Source organism: Arthrobacter sp. MYb229 (assembly GCF_002975405.1).
Lineage (GTDB): Bacteria > Actinomycetota > Actinomycetes > Actinomycetales > Micrococcaceae > Glutamicibacter.
This window is the reverse complement of sequence record NZ_PCPS01000002.1, coordinates 420,788-436,586: the sequence shown is the minus strand read 5'-3', so window position 1 is coordinate 436,586 and position 15,799 is coordinate 420,788. Positions and strand designations below refer to the sequence as shown.

Annotated in this window: 13 protein-coding genes; 6 read left to right on the top strand and 7 right to left on the bottom strand. The window is 64.2% G+C overall.

The window, feature by feature from the left end:
- Positions 1-58: 58 nt before the first annotated feature.
- The 5 genes from CQ019_RS08445 to CQ019_RS08425 all read right to left on the bottom strand — a co-directional run bounded on the left by CQ019_RS08445 (position 59) and on the right by CQ019_RS08425 (position 6,034).
- Entirely contained in the window at positions 59-1,348 is a 1,290-nt protein-coding gene (locus CQ019_RS08445; RefSeq protein WP_105552595.1) for an RNA polymerase sigma factor, read from the bottom strand.
- Between the two features lies 1 nt (position 1,349).
- Positions 1,350-1,775 (bottom strand): YciI family protein, encoded by a 426-nt coding sequence (locus CQ019_RS08440; RefSeq protein ID WP_105552594.1) that lies wholly within the window; start codon positions 1,773-1,775, stop codon positions 1,350-1,352.
- Between the two features lie 217 nt (positions 1,776-1,992).
- Entirely contained in the window at positions 1,993-3,414 is a 1,422-nt protein-coding gene (locus tag CQ019_RS08435) for a Y4yA family PLP-dependent enzyme (protein WP_219843907.1), read from the bottom strand.
- Positions 3,414-5,045 (bottom strand): FAD/NAD(P)-binding protein, encoded by a 1,632-nt coding sequence (locus tag CQ019_RS08430; protein ID WP_105552593.1) that lies wholly within the window; start codon positions 5,043-5,045, stop codon positions 3,414-3,416. The genes CQ019_RS08435 and CQ019_RS08430 overlap by 1 nt, the downstream gene beginning before the upstream one ends.
- Positions 5,042-6,034, bottom strand: a complete 993-nt coding sequence (locus tag CQ019_RS08425; RefSeq protein ID WP_181148338.1) for a pyridoxal-phosphate dependent enzyme — start codon at positions 6,032-6,034, stop codon at positions 5,042-5,044. Before CQ019_RS08425 ends, CQ019_RS08430 begins: the two co-directional genes overlap by 4 nt.
- A gap of 352 nt (positions 6,035-6,386) precedes the next feature.
- On the opposite strand from CQ019_RS08425, the gene CQ019_RS08420 reads away from it, so the two are divergent.
- From CQ019_RS08420 to CQ019_RS08405, 4 genes are read left to right on the top strand one after another with little or no spacing between them, the layout of a single operon-like run.
- On the top strand, positions 6,387-7,124 hold the full coding sequence (locus CQ019_RS08420) for an ATP-binding cassette domain-containing protein (protein ID WP_105552591.1): 738 nt from the start codon (positions 6,387-6,389) through the stop codon (positions 7,122-7,124).
- On the top strand, positions 7,121-7,807 hold the full coding sequence (locus tag CQ019_RS08415; RefSeq protein ID WP_105552590.1) for an ATP-binding cassette domain-containing protein: 687 nt from the start codon (positions 7,121-7,123) through the stop codon (positions 7,805-7,807). Before CQ019_RS08420 ends, CQ019_RS08415 begins: the two co-directional genes overlap by 4 nt.
- An 18-nt stretch (positions 7,808-7,825) precedes the next feature.
- On the top strand, positions 7,826-9,346 hold the full coding sequence (locus CQ019_RS08410) for an ABC transporter substrate-binding protein (RefSeq protein ID WP_105552589.1): 1,521 nt from the start codon (positions 7,826-7,828) through the stop codon (positions 9,344-9,346).
- 12 nt (positions 9,347-9,358) lie between these two features.
- On the top strand, positions 9,359-11,158 hold the full coding sequence (locus CQ019_RS08405; protein ID WP_105552588.1) for an ABC transporter permease subunit: 1,800 nt from the start codon (positions 9,359-9,361) through the stop codon (positions 11,156-11,158).
- 28 nt (positions 11,159-11,186) lie between these two features.
- On the opposite strand, the gene CQ019_RS08400 is transcribed toward CQ019_RS08405, so the two are convergent.
- Positions 11,187-11,831, bottom strand: coding sequence for a low molecular weight phosphatase family protein (locus tag CQ019_RS08400; RefSeq protein WP_105552587.1), 645 nt, complete (start codon positions 11,829-11,831; stop codon positions 11,187-11,189).
- A gap of 463 nt (positions 11,832-12,294) precedes the next feature.
- Here CQ019_RS08400 and CQ019_RS08395 point away from each other — a divergent pair, with 463 nt between their 5' ends.
- Both CQ019_RS08395 and CQ019_RS08390 read left to right on the top strand, forming a co-directional pair.
- Positions 12,295-13,527 carry a CynX/NimT family MFS transporter gene (locus CQ019_RS08395; RefSeq protein ID WP_105569430.1) on the top strand — a complete coding sequence of 411 codons (1,233 nt, stop codon included), beginning with the start codon at positions 12,295-12,297 and terminating at the stop codon, positions 13,525-13,527.
- Positions 13,528-13,635: 108 nt separating this feature from the next.
- Positions 13,636-14,301 carry a histidine phosphatase family protein gene (locus CQ019_RS08390; RefSeq protein ID WP_105569429.1) on the top strand — a complete coding sequence of 222 codons (666 nt, stop codon included), beginning with the start codon at positions 13,636-13,638 and terminating at the stop codon, positions 14,299-14,301.
- Between the two features lie 14 nt (positions 14,302-14,315).
- Here CQ019_RS08390 and CQ019_RS08385 read toward each other — a convergent pair whose 3' ends face one another.
- On the bottom strand, positions 14,316-15,683 hold the full coding sequence (locus CQ019_RS08385; protein WP_096288399.1) for an MFS transporter: 1,368 nt from the start codon (positions 15,681-15,683) through the stop codon (positions 14,316-14,318).
- Positions 15,684-15,799 lie beyond the last annotated feature (116 nt).

The following is a 15,799-nucleotide window of genomic DNA, read 5'->3' as shown; positions in this document are numbered from 1 at the left end:
CGCCGAGCGACCGGTCCACGGTTCAAAGCGACCGGAAACCCCGAACGACCGAATAAGTTCAACTTCCGGCAGCCTTCGCCTGCAGGAGTGCACGCTCGCGTTCGTTTCCGGCCAGCGAGGCGGCAAGCGCGAACTCCAGCCGGGCCTCTTCCTCCCGTCCCAGGCGCAGCAACAACTCCGCTCGGGTGGCAGGCAGCAGGTGGTATCTGCGCAGCGCACCGGTTGCCCGGATCCCATCGATAATCCGCAACGCGGATTCCGGTCCGGTGGCCATCGCCACAGCCGCCGCCCGGTTCAGCTCAACCACCGGCGAGGGCGCCAGCCGCCCCAGCGCCTCATACAAAACCACTATCTGGTCCCAGTCGGTCTCCTCGATGTTCGGCGCGAGGGCATGGCAGCGAGCGATCGCTGCCTGCAGACAGTACGCACCGCGGCCCCGGCCAAGGGCGTCCGCGCGCTCCAGCACTTGGCGCCCCCTGCTGATCTTTCCCTGGTCCCAGCGTTGGCGATCCTGATCGGCAAGCAGTACCGGTTCGCCTTTGGCATCCACCCTCGCCGGGAATCGCGCCGCGGTCAGTTCCATGAGCGCAAGCAGCCCATGGACTTCCGGTTCTTTGGGCATCAGGGCGGCCAGTCCACGGGCCAGCCGGGCCGCTTCCTGGCCGAGTTCCGGACGCATCCAGTCGGTTCCGCTGCTGGCGGTGTGCCCCTCGTTGAAGATCAGATATAGCACGCCCAGCACGGAACCAAGACGTTTGGGCAGCTCGCCGTGGCTGGGAACCTCAAAAGGGACTTGAGCCGCCGCTAGGGTCTTCTTCGCACGTACTATCCGCTGCTGCACCGTCGCCACCGGCAGCAGGAACGCCCGTCCGATTTCTTCACTCGATAATCCGCCGACTACTCGCAGCGTCAGCGCAACCCGCGCCTCGCGGGCCAGCACCGGATGGCAGGAGATGAACACCAGGCGCAGCACGTCATCATCAATCTCATCCGGGTCCCATGGCAGCTCGTCCACCGCGGACTCTTGTTCACGTTCCAATTCTTGGCCCATCACGGCGAGCCGCTGATCCAGCCGCTCGCGGCGGCGAAACCCATCGATGGCCTTGCGCTTGGCCACGGCGGTCAACCAGGACGCCGGATTGCGCGGTACGCCCTGCTCGGGCCATTGGCGCAGCGCATCGATGACCGCTTCCTGCGCCAGATCCTCTGCCAAGCCGAAATCGCCGGTGAGCCGGGTCAGGGTGGCGATGATCCGCGCGGATTCGATCCGCCAGATCGCGGCCACGGTGCGCTCAACCCCGTGAGATTCGGTTGAGCGCGCCGTCGCTTCATCGTGCGAATTGTTCATCTTAGGCTTGGCCGCGCTGAGCCTGTTCCTCGCGCCAGCCTTCTTCTTTTTGAATCCACTCGTTGTCGGCTGGAAAGTCCTCGGGTCCGTGGACACGCCGGACTTCCAAAAGTGCGCCGGTTCCGAGTGGAGCGCGCTTGGCCCACTGAATGGCCTCTTCCTTGGAGGAGACTTCAATGATCCAGAAACCGTTGAACAGTTCCTTGGTCTCGCCGTAGGGACCGTCTGTGACCAATGGTTCCTCGGAAGAGAAGTCGACAACAGAACCTTCCGCGGCATCGGACAGTCCCTCGCCGGCAAGCATCACCCCAGCCTTCATCATGGACTCGTTGTACTTGCCCATATCTTCGATGATCTGCTCGAAGGGAATTTCCTGGTAGGCCTTCACGCCCTCATCGGTTGCACGCATAATCAGCATGAATTTCATGGTGTTCCTCCTTGAATCCGGGGCCAGCTTTTTTGACCCTCTCATAGAAGACGTCGAACCGGAAGAGCCAGGATCGACAGAACTTTCAAAGAACTTTAAAAGTTTTTTGGGCGCTGCATAACATGGCGCAGGCTGCTTCTCTTGCCGGCCGTTGACTTGGCCGAATGCCTGTCCGAGGCGGTCACATGATGCCTCAACGTAGACGGGCAATAGAGTTTCACCGCGACAGCATTGTGGTGCTCTGCCGATCTCCAAGGTCTTGGACCCATTCGCCGGCATCCCAGCAGAGGTTGCGTGCCAAGGGCAGCTGATGGGATCCGCTCTCGATGATGTGCATGAGATATCCGCCGGTATTAGGAAAAGCTACGAGGTCCCCGGCGGCCACGCCCTGCGGGAATTCGAATCGACGCCGCAGGATCAGCTCTTCCTCGATGCAATAGGCCCCCACCAAAAACGCGCTGAGCGCCGCACGCTCGCCTCGGGGCGTTCCTGTATGGAGGAGCAAGGGATCCACCAGGAAGTCTGCCGACGTTGAGCGGCATTGCGTTCTGTTCATATGCAGGCCCACTAGCGGGAGCCCATCGCTGCGGGTTTTGACGAAAGCCACCTGGGCAAGCGTCATCCCGCAGCCGTCCAGCAGCGTCCTACCTGGTTCGCAGCGCAGCTGAATGCCGCGTTCTTTGAGCATCTGCGCTACGGACTCATTCCCGCCTTCGGGATGGCTTGCAAGAACTTGAGTCAGCCATTCTCCGCGGATCAACTTCTGGTGGTACGGATACACCGAGCCGCTTGGCTCGGCCCCCATGGCGCCCAGCCGGTCGGATTTCCATGTCAAGGATTCATCCCCGGCAGGCAGGGCGGCAAGGCCCTCCCAGAAACCGGCCCATTGCGCGGCATCATCCAGATAGGACATCGGGATCCCGCCGCCCATGTCCACGAATTGCGGGGCATGGCCCAACTCCCGCAACACATCGATGAGCCGCAACGATTCGGCCAACGCCAAGGCCCGCTGCTCTCCGCTGTACCCGTTGAGGTGGAAATGGATGCCGCACACCTCCAAGCCTGCGGTTCGGTCCGCAGAGTCGAGAAAGTCCAGCCACCGCGCGGCGTGGAGCCCGAAACGGGTGGGAGCAATCCTTGGGTTCGCCGAGGCGAGGCGCAGCGCGACCCGAACTCGGCGCCCGGACCGCTCTGCAATGTCCAGCAGATCCAGCGCCTCGTCGACATTGTCCAGGCTCAGCACCACGTCGTTGTCCACCGCCAACGTGAGCAGTGCCGGTGACTTAACCGCTGCGGTGACGATCAGCATCTCTGCCGGGATCCCTCGCTTCAGGCACTGGTCGAGTTCGTTGAAACTCGCCACGTCGACGCCGCAACCCTCGGCTGCGGCTTGGTCGATGGCGCCGATCGTCTTGTTTGCCTTACGCGCCAAATAGATCTGGAAATCGATCCCGTGTTCCTCCGCGGCTTGGCGCAGCTCACCGATATTCCGGCTCATCGGCGCAAAATCGTGGAGGTTCAACGGCGAGCCGTGCTCTTCGATCAATTCTTGGCATAGCATCGGGTCGGCCAGGAGCCGTTCCATCCAAGGTTCCAGACGAGCGGTGAGCGGAGCGGTTCCGTGCATCAGTGGTGGCATCAGGGAGCTACTTTCTGGCTTGCGGAGGTAATCTTCGTTGCTATTCGTTGAGCCCAAGCCCGGTATTCCGGGTGCAGGTCGCGGTTCAAGGTGTCGTGGCCCAGCGTGGGGTCTTCGGTGGGCCTGCCCAGGGCAGCCAGCGATTCGTTCCGTTCGCCTCGGGCGTTCAGGCAGGTGCCGTCGGTGTCCGTCAGCAGCCCGCGTTCTGCGCGGCGGATCTGGATTTCTTGATTGGCGAGCAGGCTGCCGAACAAGGAATGAGCGGGACGGCCCTCCGGTGCCGGGCCGCTGAGCGCCCCTGCTGGTGCGGTCACCGCATCGATCGTTATCGCATCGGTAGCTGCGGCATCGGCGAAAGGTACTTGGTGAAGTATTCCCGCATCGAACAGTGCCAGCAGCTTCAACGCGGTGGGCTCGGGCGGTCCGAAAGCCATGCGTTCGAGATTTGCGGCCAGGCGGTTGAACCGCTCGCGGTCCCCGGTACGCCACTGGATTCTGGACAGCGCCTGAACCAGCTGCGCATAAAGTCCTGACCAGACAATGGACCAGATCCATTCGTGGGTGGCAGGATCCACTCTGCGGTTGGCCCGGAGGCTCGCACGCAGCTTTTCGGCGGGAGAATTGATGGCCGAAAAGGCCTGGGACTGTCCGGCTAGGACGGTGTTGCACAGCTCCGTGGCGGAGGCGCGGATGCCGCTATGCCGCGCGCACCGCAGGGCGCAAGCCAGCAGCATCTGCCACAGCGCATCCAGATCAGCTTCGGGCCGGTCCGTGGCTTTGCCGCTGGGTGCCGCGTTCGCCGCGCCCCATCGGCGAATGCGAGTTCGGAAATCATCCAGAACCTCGCGCAGCGGCCCTGGAATGCGCTGCGGTTTGGGGCTCATCGGGATATTGCTACGCGAAGTCATGGTGATGCGCGCCGGTTCTTGCCCACCGGGAAGATAGCGCACCGCGGCTAACCCGTTGCGCGTTACCTGTTCCCAGCGCCCGCCCCTCCCCTCGGTCAGGGCCAGGACCACGTCATAGGCGGTCAGTGCCGCGCCGCGAATGAGAACTTTGCTTCCCGGCGGCACCTTGCCCATGGCATCGGCTTCGCGTTCAACCGTCAGTTGCGTAGCGCTGAGCGCCCCGCCAAGCATGCCTTCCGAACGGTATCCGGCCAGTCCGTGCCCGGTCGCGAGCACCACCTCATCGTAGAGTTCGGATCCTTGCTCGGAGAAAACTTCCCACTGCGCTCCCTGGCGCACGATCCCCGTGACCACCGAAGGCCGGTGTGCCAGGTTCAGGCACCCGTCTTCGACGAGCCGCTCGAATTGCTCGCGCAAGTACTCCCCGACCAGGGCTCTCGCGGGGTAGGTGTCCTCCCCTCCAGCGTTTTCGCCGCTAACGGCCCGCCACTGATCGAAGCTCTGCAGACACAGGGTGGATGACGCATCGATAATGCGGGAATTGACGTTCAGCCGCAGCTCACGCGGCTGGCCGGTATTCCAGACCCTGCCGGCCCCCGGCGGATAAGGATCATAGACGTCAACCCGAACCGGAGTTTCCTGAATGCTTGTCAATGCGTCGTTGAGCTCAAGCAACGCGAACAGGCACTTCGGGCCGCCGCCAATCATGGCAATGCGGGTCATCGGGCCGGAGAGTCTTCCAACGACTGCGAAGAATCCAGATCCGGCTCCTCGCCCAGATTGTCGCGGACCCAGTCATCGTTGTAGACGCTTTGCAGGTAGGGCACCCCGGAGTCGTGAACCAAGAAGGCGATGCGTGAACCATCCGGAATCTCCGGGAGCAGCTGGTCCATGGCGGAGACAATCGCACCGGTTGACGCTCCGGCGAGAATCCCTTCGCGTCGGGCGAGCCGCCGGCAGCCGCGGACCATCTGGATCTCCGGAATTCGGCACACTCGATCCGGTTCGGATTGGAGGGCCAGCGCCGGGACAATCCCTGCCCCGAGTCCGGGTAGCCGCCGGTTGCCGGAGTCGCCGCCGAAGAGCACCGAACCCAGCGCGTCCACGGCCACCAGCTCCGTGGCCAGGCCATGCTCGCGCACGTACTGCTGGCAGCCGAGAAGAGTGCCGGTGGTGCTTGTGGCGACGAAGAGCATGTCCAGACGCCCGTCCATCGCTTCCATGATTTCGGGCATGGTGGTTGAATAATGCGCCTCGGGGTTATGCGGTGAACCATACTGGTTGGTTGTCACGGCGCCCGGATTGTCGGCGAGCAGCTGCGCTACCCGGCGGCGGCGGGCCGCGAGCTTGTTCCCGTCCGGCGGGTCAAGCACCAGATAAACCTCGGCACCGTAGGCGCGCATGATCTCCAACGCCGACTTATTGGCGTTCTCGTCGACGACAGCCACGAATTTGATCCCGCGCACCACGCACTGCCTGGATAAGGCGATGCCCAGATTTCCGGATGTCGACTCGACGACCATGCCGCCGGCCTGCAGCTGGCCCGATCGCATGAAGGCATCGATCAGGCTACCGGCGGTGCGTTCCTTGGTGCTCCCGGAGAGCTGCAGCAAATCCAGTTTTGCAAAAACCTCAACACGAGGCGTGCCAAAAAGCCTGTCCAGTTTCACCGTTGGTGAGTTGAACGGACTCAAAGTTCCTACACTATCCATGATCATTACTCGCATTCGGGCGGTGACAAATCCTGCTGACAAGTGCTTGGCCAAATGAATGCGGTGTGACCTCCACCGCTACCCAGTTTGGCAAGTCTAAACATGGAAGATCGGAACTGGCTGGCAAAACGCACGTTTCAGTGTCGATTTTCGTTTTCCGCTAGCTGACCACTGCTAAATTCCACGAATACCTGCAGAAACTACGCCTTGCCGAACGGTCCCGGCCCTCTCCTGGATTCACTGAGCGCGTCGCCGGCCGGCCCCCAAGCAGTTGCTCCGCAGGCAATGCTGCCCGGCGGGCCCACGCAGGATTTGCGCCAATAGTCTAATCTAAGTGATAATCATTCTCATTATGACAGTTAAGAGCACCCTCGCTCAGCACGCCACGGATGGCCACGCGATTGGGCAACAGCCCATCACCCTGCTCGCTGCGCCATCCGACCCACTGATCCGCCTCAAAAACGCCCGCGTGGTCGCTGCGCGAACTCAGCAGTCCCTGCTCGAAATCGATGAGCTTGCGCTGTTCCCCGGCGAGCGCATTGTCATCACTGGCCCCTCGGGCAGCGGCAAGTCCCTGCTGCTGGCCACGCTCACCGGACGGTGGGCCGCGGGCTTGGCTTTCACCGGCACCCGCACGGCGAATTTCACCCGCATCGGATTCATTCCGCAGCGCGGGCTCGATGCTCTGCACCCGCTTCTCCCGCTGGGGCGGCAGCTGCGCAAGGTCACCGGAAAAAACGCCGGCCAGGTCCACGAGGCACTGAACGCCGTGGGGCTGACCGACCCGGCACTGAGCCAGCGCAGGCCCGCGGAACTATCTGGCGGGCAGGCGCAACGCGCTGCGGTCGCGCTGGCAGTGCTCAGCGATGCTCCGCTGATTCTCGCCGACGAACCAACCAGCGCCCTGGACCACGAATCGCGGGACCAGACCCTGGCCCTGCTTGACCGTGTCATCACCACTCGGCAGACGCTCGTGGTGGTGACGCACGATCCTGCGGTAGCCAATGCGCTGGCGACTCGTCGACTCGCGCTGGAATCCGGGAAGATCTGCCAACTCGCCGGGCCCACCATGGAACGAGCACGGCCATGAGCCGGGCCGTACTGGAAGTAGCGCAGGTCAGCGCAACCTACGGGCGCGGCGCCAAGGAGCGGCAGGTGCTCGCTCCGACAACTTTTGAGATTTCGGCCGGTGAATCAATCGCCGTAGTGGGCGCCTCTGGATCCGGAAAAACCACGCTCGCCGAGATGGTCCTCGGGTTGCGCGCACCATCCTCCGGCCGGATCAATGTCCAGGGCCACGAGTGGGCCGCACCGCACAAGCTAGTCTGCACGGAGCGGCGCCGGCTGGTGCAGGGAGTTCCGCAAGATCCGGCGGCCGCCCTGGTGCCGCGCTGGACGATTCGCCAGTCAATGGCACATGCCATCGCGCGGCTCTTGCCAGGTGAATCCGCCGAGCATCTGATAGCGCAAGCCACCGAGCTCGCGCATTTTGACCCGGCGCTGCTCGGGCGGCGTCCGAGCCAGCTTTCCGGCGGCCAGGCACAACGTGCGGCCCTTGCCCGGGCCTTGGCCGTGCGCCCGGCGGTGCTCGTGGCCGACGAACCGACCAGCGCCCTGGATCCGCAGACTGCGTGTGCGGTATCCGCCGATCTGCTCGCGACCATAGCCCTTTCGGGTGTGGCGCTGCTTCTCGTAACCCATGACCCCCAGCTTGCCGCGCGGTGTTCGCGCACGGTGCGCATCTGTGCACCCACCCAAAGTCGCCTCAATTAGCCAAGGAATAGACAACCTATGATTCGACCACGTGCCAGATCCCTCGCACTGATTCTCTTCCCCCTGGTTGGTGCACTCACGCTCACCGGGTGCTTTTCCACCGCCAGCCCCGGAGAAGCCGCCGCGGACCGCATCTCCGTGGCGCATATGCAGCCGCCGCGTTCCGGGCTCAGCCCGCTCAGCGACGACGCCTTTAAGCTCTCCCGCTGGTCCGCCGCGGAAACCCTGGTCAACCTGGATGATGCCGGTGACGCGGTAGCTGGACTGGCCACCGAGTGGACCCGTGAAGGAGAGCTGATCTGGAACTTCAGCATTCGTGAAGGCGTCAGCTTCCACAACGGGCAGCCGTTGACCGCAGAATCGGTGGTGAACTCGCTGCGCCGCGCGATCAACTCCACCCCGGTACCGCGCATCCTGAACGGCACGCAGCTGAGCGTGGAAGCCCACGGAGAGCAAGGCATTCGCATCACCACCGCCGACCCGGACCCGCTGCTGCCCCAGCGGCTCTCCAGCCCGCAGCTGGCCATCTTTGACGCGGCCGCCTACACGGAATCCGGGGTGAACCCGCTGGGCACGGGAACCGGACCGTTCCAGCTCGTGGCCGTAGACGGCGTCTCCGGAGCCACCCTGGACCGCTTCGATGACTACTGGGGCGAGGCGGCCAAGGCTTCGGGCATCGACGTGAAGTTCGTCCCGGACGGAACCGCCCGCGCCGCGGCGCTGCGCACCGGGGAAGCCGATGTGGTGGAGGCAATCCCGGCGGGGCAGGCCGCTTCGGTGGATCAGGAACTGCTCACCGAGGTGCCGATGCCGCGCACCAATACGCTCTACCTGAATACCGAGCAAGGACCATTTAAGGATCCGGCCGTGCGCGCCGCGGCACGCGAGGCCATCGACCGCGCCGCCATCGTCGGATCTGTCTATGAGAACCGGGCCGATCTCGCCGACGGCCTCTTGGGCCCGGCCCTGCCCTACGCGGCCGGCTACCGCCAAGACGCCGACTACCAGCAGCTGCTGTCCGGCCGGGCGGAACCGGCCAAGGTGAAGGGTGTGAAGATCAATCTTGGCACCTTCACCGATCGGGCGGAGCTTCCCGAGGTCGCCGTGCTGCTGGAACAGCAGCTGGAAGCCGCCGGGTTCGAGGTGAGCCAAGATGTGCGCGAATACCAGTACATCGAAGCCGATGCCCTCGACGGCAAATTTGACGCCTTCATCCTCTCCCGCGCCACCGTGCTGGACTCCGGGGATCCGGTGGCCTACTTCGCCTCGGACTTCAGCTGCGAGGGCGGCTTCGCCATTTCCCAGCTCTGCTCTACGGAAGTTGACCAGGGGATCGAGACCGCCGCGGAAACCGAAGCCGGCAAAGAACGCCAGCACCAGATCATGCTGGCCGAAGCCAGGATTCTGGGCACCGATGCCGCAATTCCGCTGCTGCACGAACGTGTCATCCAGGGCGAAGTTCCTGACCTTCAGGATGCCTCACGGGATCCGCGCGAGCGCCAGCTGATCACCGCCACCACCCGGCTCGGCGCCGAGTAAGGCAACTGCCCGATGAAAAACAGACGTCCCGGCGGGCGGCAAAACAAGCTGCTTTCCCTGGTCTCACGCCTGCTCAGCGGCGTGGTGCTGCTGTTGATTGCCGGCGCCCTGCCTTGGCTCTCGCGTACCGACCCGGCCGCCGCGGTGCTGCGGGCGCGCTACGCAGAACTGGAGCCCACGCCCGAAGCCCTGGCGGCAATCCGTGAGCAGCTGGGGCTCGATGGCGGCCCGCTGGCCTCCAGCCTGCGCTGGTGGTCCGCGGTGCTGCGCGGGGATCTGGGCAATTCCTGGGTCAGCGGGGCCGAAATCGGTCCGGGCGTGTGGCAGGCGGTATCCGTCTCCGCCACGCTCACCGCCTTCGCCATCATCGTTGCGCTGCTCGTCACCAGCTGCCTGATCGCCCCGGCCGCGGTGCGTGCGCTGCGCGGCCTGGAGCACCGCGGTTCAGGGCCGGTCGGCGTCGCGCTGACCGCACTGCCCGAATTCCTGCTGGCAAGCATCCTGCTGGTCATCGTCTCGGTGCAGCTGCGCTGGCTGCCGCCCTACGGCTGGACCGGCCTCGAGACCGCCATCCTCCCGGCCCTTGCCCTTGGCATCCCCGCGGGAGGCCTGCTCGGACGCTTGCTCGCGGATGCGATCTCCGGGGCCGGCGAGGAACCCTGGGTGAACGTCTGGCGTCTGGCCGGAGCCGGCGCCCCGGTCATCCTGTCCGGGGTGCTGCGCCGGGCGGCCGCGACAACCATCGATCAGCTGGGTCTGGTGTTCATCGGCCTGCTCGGCGGCGCGGTAGCCGTGGAACAGGTATTCGCGATTCCCGGGCTCGGCCGCTATCTGCTCGGTTCGGCCAATGCCCAGGACATCCCGGCCCTGCAGGCCGGGGTGCTGCTCATGGCGGGGGCCGCGGTGCTCATCGGCACCCTCACCGCGTTGGCCAGGCGCTGGTTGCGCGGCGGACCGCTTCCACCGGGCTCACTGCCTCCGGCGCCCGAGGCGCGCGGCGATGGGCGGATCGCACGCTTCACCGCAATAATTACCTGCTCCGCGCTGCTGGCGATCCTCGCCTTCGGCCTGCCCCGGGACCCCTATGCGATTGAGCATCAACGACTGGCCGCGCCGAGTCTCTTCTTGCCCTTCGGTGCGGATTCCAGCGGACGCGATCTGCTCGCACGCGTCGCCCATGGAACGCTCGGGACGATCACCCCCGCGGTGTTGATCGTCTTGTGCGCCATCATCATCGGCCTGCTGCTGGCGGTGCTCGGCGACATCTCCCGCGGCCCGGCAGAAATCGCCAATGCCACGCCGCCGATTCTTGCCGGGGTGATCATTGCGGCGCTGATGGGCCCCTCCGTCGGCGGAGCCGCGCTTGCGGTGCTGTGGGTTACCTGGCCGCCGCTGACCGCGCATGCCGCCTCGCTGATCGACGAGGCGCGGGCCATGGGCCACATCCGCTGGCTTCCGCTGGCCGGGATGTCACGCTTCGAGATCTTCACCCGGCATATTCTTCCCGCAACGCTTCCGGCGCTGCTGCGCCACGGCATGCTGCGCCTTCCGGGCGTTGCCCTAGCGCTTGCCGCGCTCGGCTTCCTGGGTCTCGGCGCGCAGCCGCCCATGCCGGAGTGGGGCCTGCTGCTCGCCGAAGGAATCGGCTACGTGGAGCGTGCCCCGTGGACCACGCTCACCCCGGCGATTGCCTTGGTACTGACCTCCGTATGCGCGGTGGCCGTGGCCGGGATGCGGCGCGCGCCGCAAAAGCCGGTCCGAGCCATGGCCAAGACCGCGGAACCTGCACCGGCAGGCATTTCGGGAGCATAGCGCGATGCGGCCGCGACGGTCCGGCTGCTTAGGAGGATTGGATGCGTTCCCAGAGCTGGGTCACGCGATGCTCAATGTCGGCGTAGATCTCTCTCGCCTCGTCAAGCGTCATATCCTGCGGATCGGCGACGTCCCAGTCCAGGTATTGCTTGCCTGGATAGATGGGACAGGTGTCACCGCAACCCATGGTGATGACATAGTCGGCGGCTCGCACCACGTCATCGGTGAGCGGCTTGGGGAACGCATCTTCCAAGCTAATATTGTGTTCCTTGAGCAGCTCCACCGCCAATGGCTGAATCTCTCCGGCGGGCAACGAGCCCGCGGAGCGGACCTCCACCCGCCCGCCGGATACTTCCGCGAGCAATGCAGCGGCCATCTGCGAACGCCCGGCATTTTGCACGCAAACGAATAATACCTGTGGATTGTCCTTGGCAATGCTGCCCATGGATTGAGCGAGCGCGCGCAGTCTGTCATCGGCGAAGCGGGTGGCAATGGCCGCCAGGTAGGTCCGCACACGTGCGGTACGCCCCAAGGTGGCATACGACTCGAAGACATAGCGTTCTATCATCTCGGGAGTGAACGTGCCCGCGTAGCGTTCGGCTAAATGCTCGGACATCCGGCCCAATACGTGGGTGTCCTTGGTGGGATCGGTGTCGTTCGGTGTCCAAGTCATGTGAACTGCCCTATTCCTTTTCTCAGCTGGCAACTCATCGCTACGCAGCAACTTTGTGAAGAACGGTGATTTATCCAAGGCGTTTTTGACACCGGCGGCATAAAAAACACCCACAGCAAACTCGTCGGCTCTGGAAGAGCATGGTCCATCTCGCTTAACCATCAACACGTACGTCGCTAGACATCGATGACTATCGATATCTAATCTTCGGCAATACATCGATGATTGTCAATATCCCAGGTTGCCGGTCAATGCCGAATTCATTTGGCTCACCACAGGCCGCCGCACACTCCCGACGGCCGCCAGGCAGGCGCGTGATGGCGCAATCCGGCCCCGCCTGGCCATGCACGGTGCAACATCAAGCGTTACAAAGGCGCCTGATGCGGCAGAGCATGAAAGAATCCATGCGTATGTCTCGGATCACGGAACTTTTTGCGCGTGATCCAGCGTGGAAGGACGTGGCATGGCGACAGGACCCACCCCGGCTATCGCGCATCAGCGCACGGATGCGGCCTGGATAACAACGGTCTTTGCGGGCATTATGGCGGCCTTGCATATCTGGAAGCTCCCTTCGGCGCTTCCGGTGCTGCAAGAGGAGCTGCATATCTCGTTGATCCTCTCCGGCGTGCTGCTGGGGGTGGTCCAGGTCGCCGGCATGCTCGGCGGCTTGGCCATGTCGCTACTCGCCGAAATCTATTCCCAGCGAAAAATCATGATCCTCGGCCTGCTCCTGCTCATTCTCGGCTCGGCAATGGGCTCCTTCTCCCCCAACGCCGGGATGCTGCTGGGCACGCGAATCGTCGAGGGGGCCGGGGTGATCATGTGCAGCGTGATGGGCCCTGGCCTGGTGCGCGCCCATGCGCCGCTGCACCGCATGAATCTGGCGGTGGGCTGGTGGGCCACCTTCATGGGTATCGCCACCTTCTTCGGCGTCTTAGGCACAGCGGTTGCCCTGCGCTTCATCTCCTGGCAGAGCTGGTGGTTCATTCTTGCGGTGCTGACCGTGCTCCCGATCCTGCTGATTCTCAAGTTCGTCTCCGCCTCTGCCCCGGGCGGAGGCACCAGCGCCAAGGAAGCCTTGAGGAAAATCGTGGTGACCGCAGCTTCCGGCCGCATCTGGATCAGCGGCATCATCTTCGGCTGCTACACCGTGCAGTGGATGGCAATCGTCGGATTCTTGCCCACCATTTTCCGTGAAGACGGACTGTCGCCAATCCTCGGCGGGTTATTCTCGGCGGTAGTCGGCGGGCTGAACGCGCTCGGAGCGATTATCACCGGGCTGCTGCTGCACCGCGGAATCGCCGGCAAGAAAATGCTGCTGGCCTCCTTTGCGGTCATGGCCGTGATGGCCCTATTGACCTTCGCGATCGACTACCCGGCATCGCTGGTGCTCGTTCAGGTGCTCTGCGTGGGGCTGTTCTCGCTCTGCGGTGCCGCCGTTCCGGCCACGATGACGCGCTTGGCGGTTGATCTGGCACCGGAGGGCGGCTCGGCCCCGGCCGCCATGGGCCTCATGCAACAGATATTCAATATCGGAAACTTCACCGGGCCGATGCTCGTCGCCTGGCTGGTGGTCCTCACCGGCGGATGGAATTCCACCTGGTGGGTGAGCGCGTTCTTCGGGACGCTGGGCTTGGCGATGGTCATGGTTCTGCTGCCCAAGAACTCGCCGCTGAACTCGATCCAGCACGCCTAGGATACCCACCAGCCGCCGCCATAAATGAGCACCGCCGCTATGACGCCCAAGAGCCTTCAACGCGTGGCGCACTACCCAAGGCATCGCCGCAATGGGCACAATGATCCCATGCGCCTTTTCCTCATTCGCCACGGACAAACACCTTCGAACGTCGGGCACCACCTCGACACGGCGGAACCGGGAGCGCCGCTGACCGAGCTCGGGCAGCAGCAGGCCGAAGCCCTGGTGGCCCTGCTTGGCGAAACCGGCATCGAGGCCATTTACGCCTCGAACCTGGTGCGCACCCAGCAAACTGCGGCTCCGCTGGCCGACGCCCTGGGACTGGAGGTCGCCGTGCGCAGCGGATTGCGTGAGATCTCCGCCGGCGCGCTGGAGATGGCCAACGACCCGCAGTCCGTCCAGACCTACCTGTCCGTCGCCCTCGGATGGGCCGACGGACAGCTGGAAACCCCGATGCCCGGCGGCGGTCCGGATGGGGCAGCCGAATTGGCACGCTTCGATGAAGCCGTGGCCGAGGCGGCAGCCTCCGGTGTGCAGACCGCGGCGCTCTTCACCCATGGGGCCATCATCCGCGTCTGGGCCGCAGCCCGGTGCGAGAACCTGGACGCCGCGTTCTCCGCGGAGCATTCGGTATCCAACACCGGGGCCATCATCCTCGAGGGCTCCCCCGGAAATTGGCGCGCGACCCAGTGGCAAGAGCAAGCCATCGGCGGAGCGGATCTGGAAGATCCGGCCACCGACGGCGCGGCCGCGGATACTTTCACCCGAGAATAGGGACCGCTTTCAGCTCAGAGGTTTTCCGGGCCGGTCTCATTCCGCTTTCCAAGATCAACGTTCTCGGTGTCCCCATCCTGGGGATACAGGTCCGCTCCGGTGCGGTCCTTCAGCGTCAGGGTCGCGAGCAGCGAGGTGGCCACCCAAATGAACAGGTACGTGGATACCGCCACGGTGGTATCGAACTTGCCCACCAGCGCGGCGGCAATGGTCGGCGCGAACGCGCCGCCGACCACCGAACCCAGCGCATAGCTGATCGAGGCGCCGCTAAGTCGAATGCGCGCCGGGAAGAGCTCGGCGTAGAGCGCCGGCAGCGGCCCGTAGGAGAAGCCCATGAAGGCGCCGAAGACCACCAGGGACACGGTGACCCAAGCCAGGTTCGCGGTTTCGATGAGCAAGAACAGCGGGAAGAGCCAGGCAAGCAACAGCACCCAGCCGATGATGAACATCTTCTTGCGCCCGATTTTGTCCGAAAGCACGCCGCCGAACCAGGTGGAAATCAGCCAGGCCACCGAACCGATGGTGATGATATTGAGGATGTCTCCGGCGTTCAGTTCCAGCTTGTTTGTCGCATAGCCGAGAATGAAACCGCCGGTGAGCATGTAGCCTGCGGTGTTGTTGCCCATGAACACCAGGGTCGCCTGGATGACCTTCTTCGGGTGCTTGCGAAACAGCGTGGACAGCGGGGCGGTCTCGGTCTGCTTGGTCTTCTCCAGCTCGTGGAAGACCGGGGACTCCTGGACTTTCACGCGGATGTAGTGGCCGATGAGGATCAGCACGAAGCTGAGCAGGAAGGGAATGCGCCAGCCCCAGGCCATGAACTGCTCCGCGGAGAGCACCGCGGCGATAATCGCGCTGACCGCCGAGGCCAGCAGCATGCCCGCCGGAACGCCAAGCTGCGGGAAGGCGCCGAACTTTCCGCGGGCATTGTCCGGGGCGTGCTCCACTGCCATGAGCGCGGCCCCGCCCCACTCGCCGCCGGCGGAGAAGCCCTGGACGATGCGCAGGAAGATCAAGAGAATCGGGGCCCAGACGCCAATGGTTGCGTAGGTTGGCAGCAGGCCAACGAGCGTGGTGCCCACGCCCATCATGATCAGCGTGGTGATCAGCACCGCGCGGCGGCCATAGCGGTCGCCAACCCGGCCCATGACCACGGCCCCCAAGGGGCGGAAGAGGAAGCTGATGCCGACGGTGGCGAAGGCGATGATCGAACCGAGCGACCCTTCGGCCGGCGTGAAGAACTGCGGAGCCAACACCAGCGCCGCGGCATTGGCATAGATGAAGTAGTCGTACCACTCCACGGTGGTTCCCACCATTGTCGCACCGGCGACCCTTTTCTGCTCCGGCGTCATACGCCCCGATGCGGAAGCTGCTGCAGTCATTGCTCCTCCTCGATATAGCGAGTGTCTGGGAGCATTTTCCTGCACATATCCGGGCGCTCGGCGCCGGACTTGGAACGACTCCCTAGCCCCGATATTAGGCTTGTATTTATAGTCCT

Excerpts from the sequence above, each read along its gene's own strand:
- CQ019_RS08445 (WP_105552595.1), bottom strand. The coding sequence starts at position 1,348 with ATGAACAATTCGCACGATGAAGCGACGGCGCGCTCAACCGAATCTCAC.
- CQ019_RS08440 (WP_105552594.1), bottom strand. The coding sequence starts at position 1,775 with ATGAAATTCATGCTGATTATGCGTGCAACCGATGAGGGCGTGAAGGCC.
- CQ019_RS08435 (WP_219843907.1), bottom strand. The coding sequence starts at position 3,414 with ATGCCACCACTGATGCACGGAACCGCTCCGCTCACCGCTCGTCTGGAA.
- CQ019_RS08430 (WP_105552593.1), bottom strand. The coding sequence starts at position 5,045 with ATGACCCGCATTGCCATGATTGGCGGCGGCCCGAAGTGCCTGTTCGCG.
- CQ019_RS08425 (WP_181148338.1), bottom strand. The coding sequence starts at position 6,034 with ATGGATAGTGTAGGAACTTTGAGTCCGTTCAACTCACCAACGGTGAAA.
- CQ019_RS08420 (WP_105552591.1), top strand. The coding sequence starts at position 6,387 with ATGACAGTTAAGAGCACCCTCGCTCAGCACGCCACGGATGGCCACGCG.
- CQ019_RS08415 (WP_105552590.1), top strand. The coding sequence starts at position 7,121 with ATGAGCCGGGCCGTACTGGAAGTAGCGCAGGTCAGCGCAACCTACGGG.
- CQ019_RS08410 (WP_105552589.1), top strand. The coding sequence starts at position 7,826 with ATGATTCGACCACGTGCCAGATCCCTCGCACTGATTCTCTTCCCCCTG.
- CQ019_RS08405 (WP_105552588.1), top strand. The coding sequence starts at position 9,359 with ATGAAAAACAGACGTCCCGGCGGGCGGCAAAACAAGCTGCTTTCCCTG.
- CQ019_RS08400 (WP_105552587.1), bottom strand. The coding sequence starts at position 11,831 with ATGACTTGGACACCGAACGACACCGATCCCACCAAGGACACCCACGTA.
- CQ019_RS08395 (WP_105569430.1), top strand. The coding sequence starts at position 12,295 with ATGGCGACAGGACCCACCCCGGCTATCGCGCATCAGCGCACGGATGCG.
- CQ019_RS08390 (WP_105569429.1), top strand. The coding sequence starts at position 13,636 with ATGCGCCTTTTCCTCATTCGCCACGGACAAACACCTTCGAACGTCGGG.
- CQ019_RS08385 (WP_096288399.1), bottom strand. The coding sequence starts at position 15,683 with ATGACTGCAGCAGCTTCCGCATCGGGGCGTATGACGCCGGAGCAGAAA.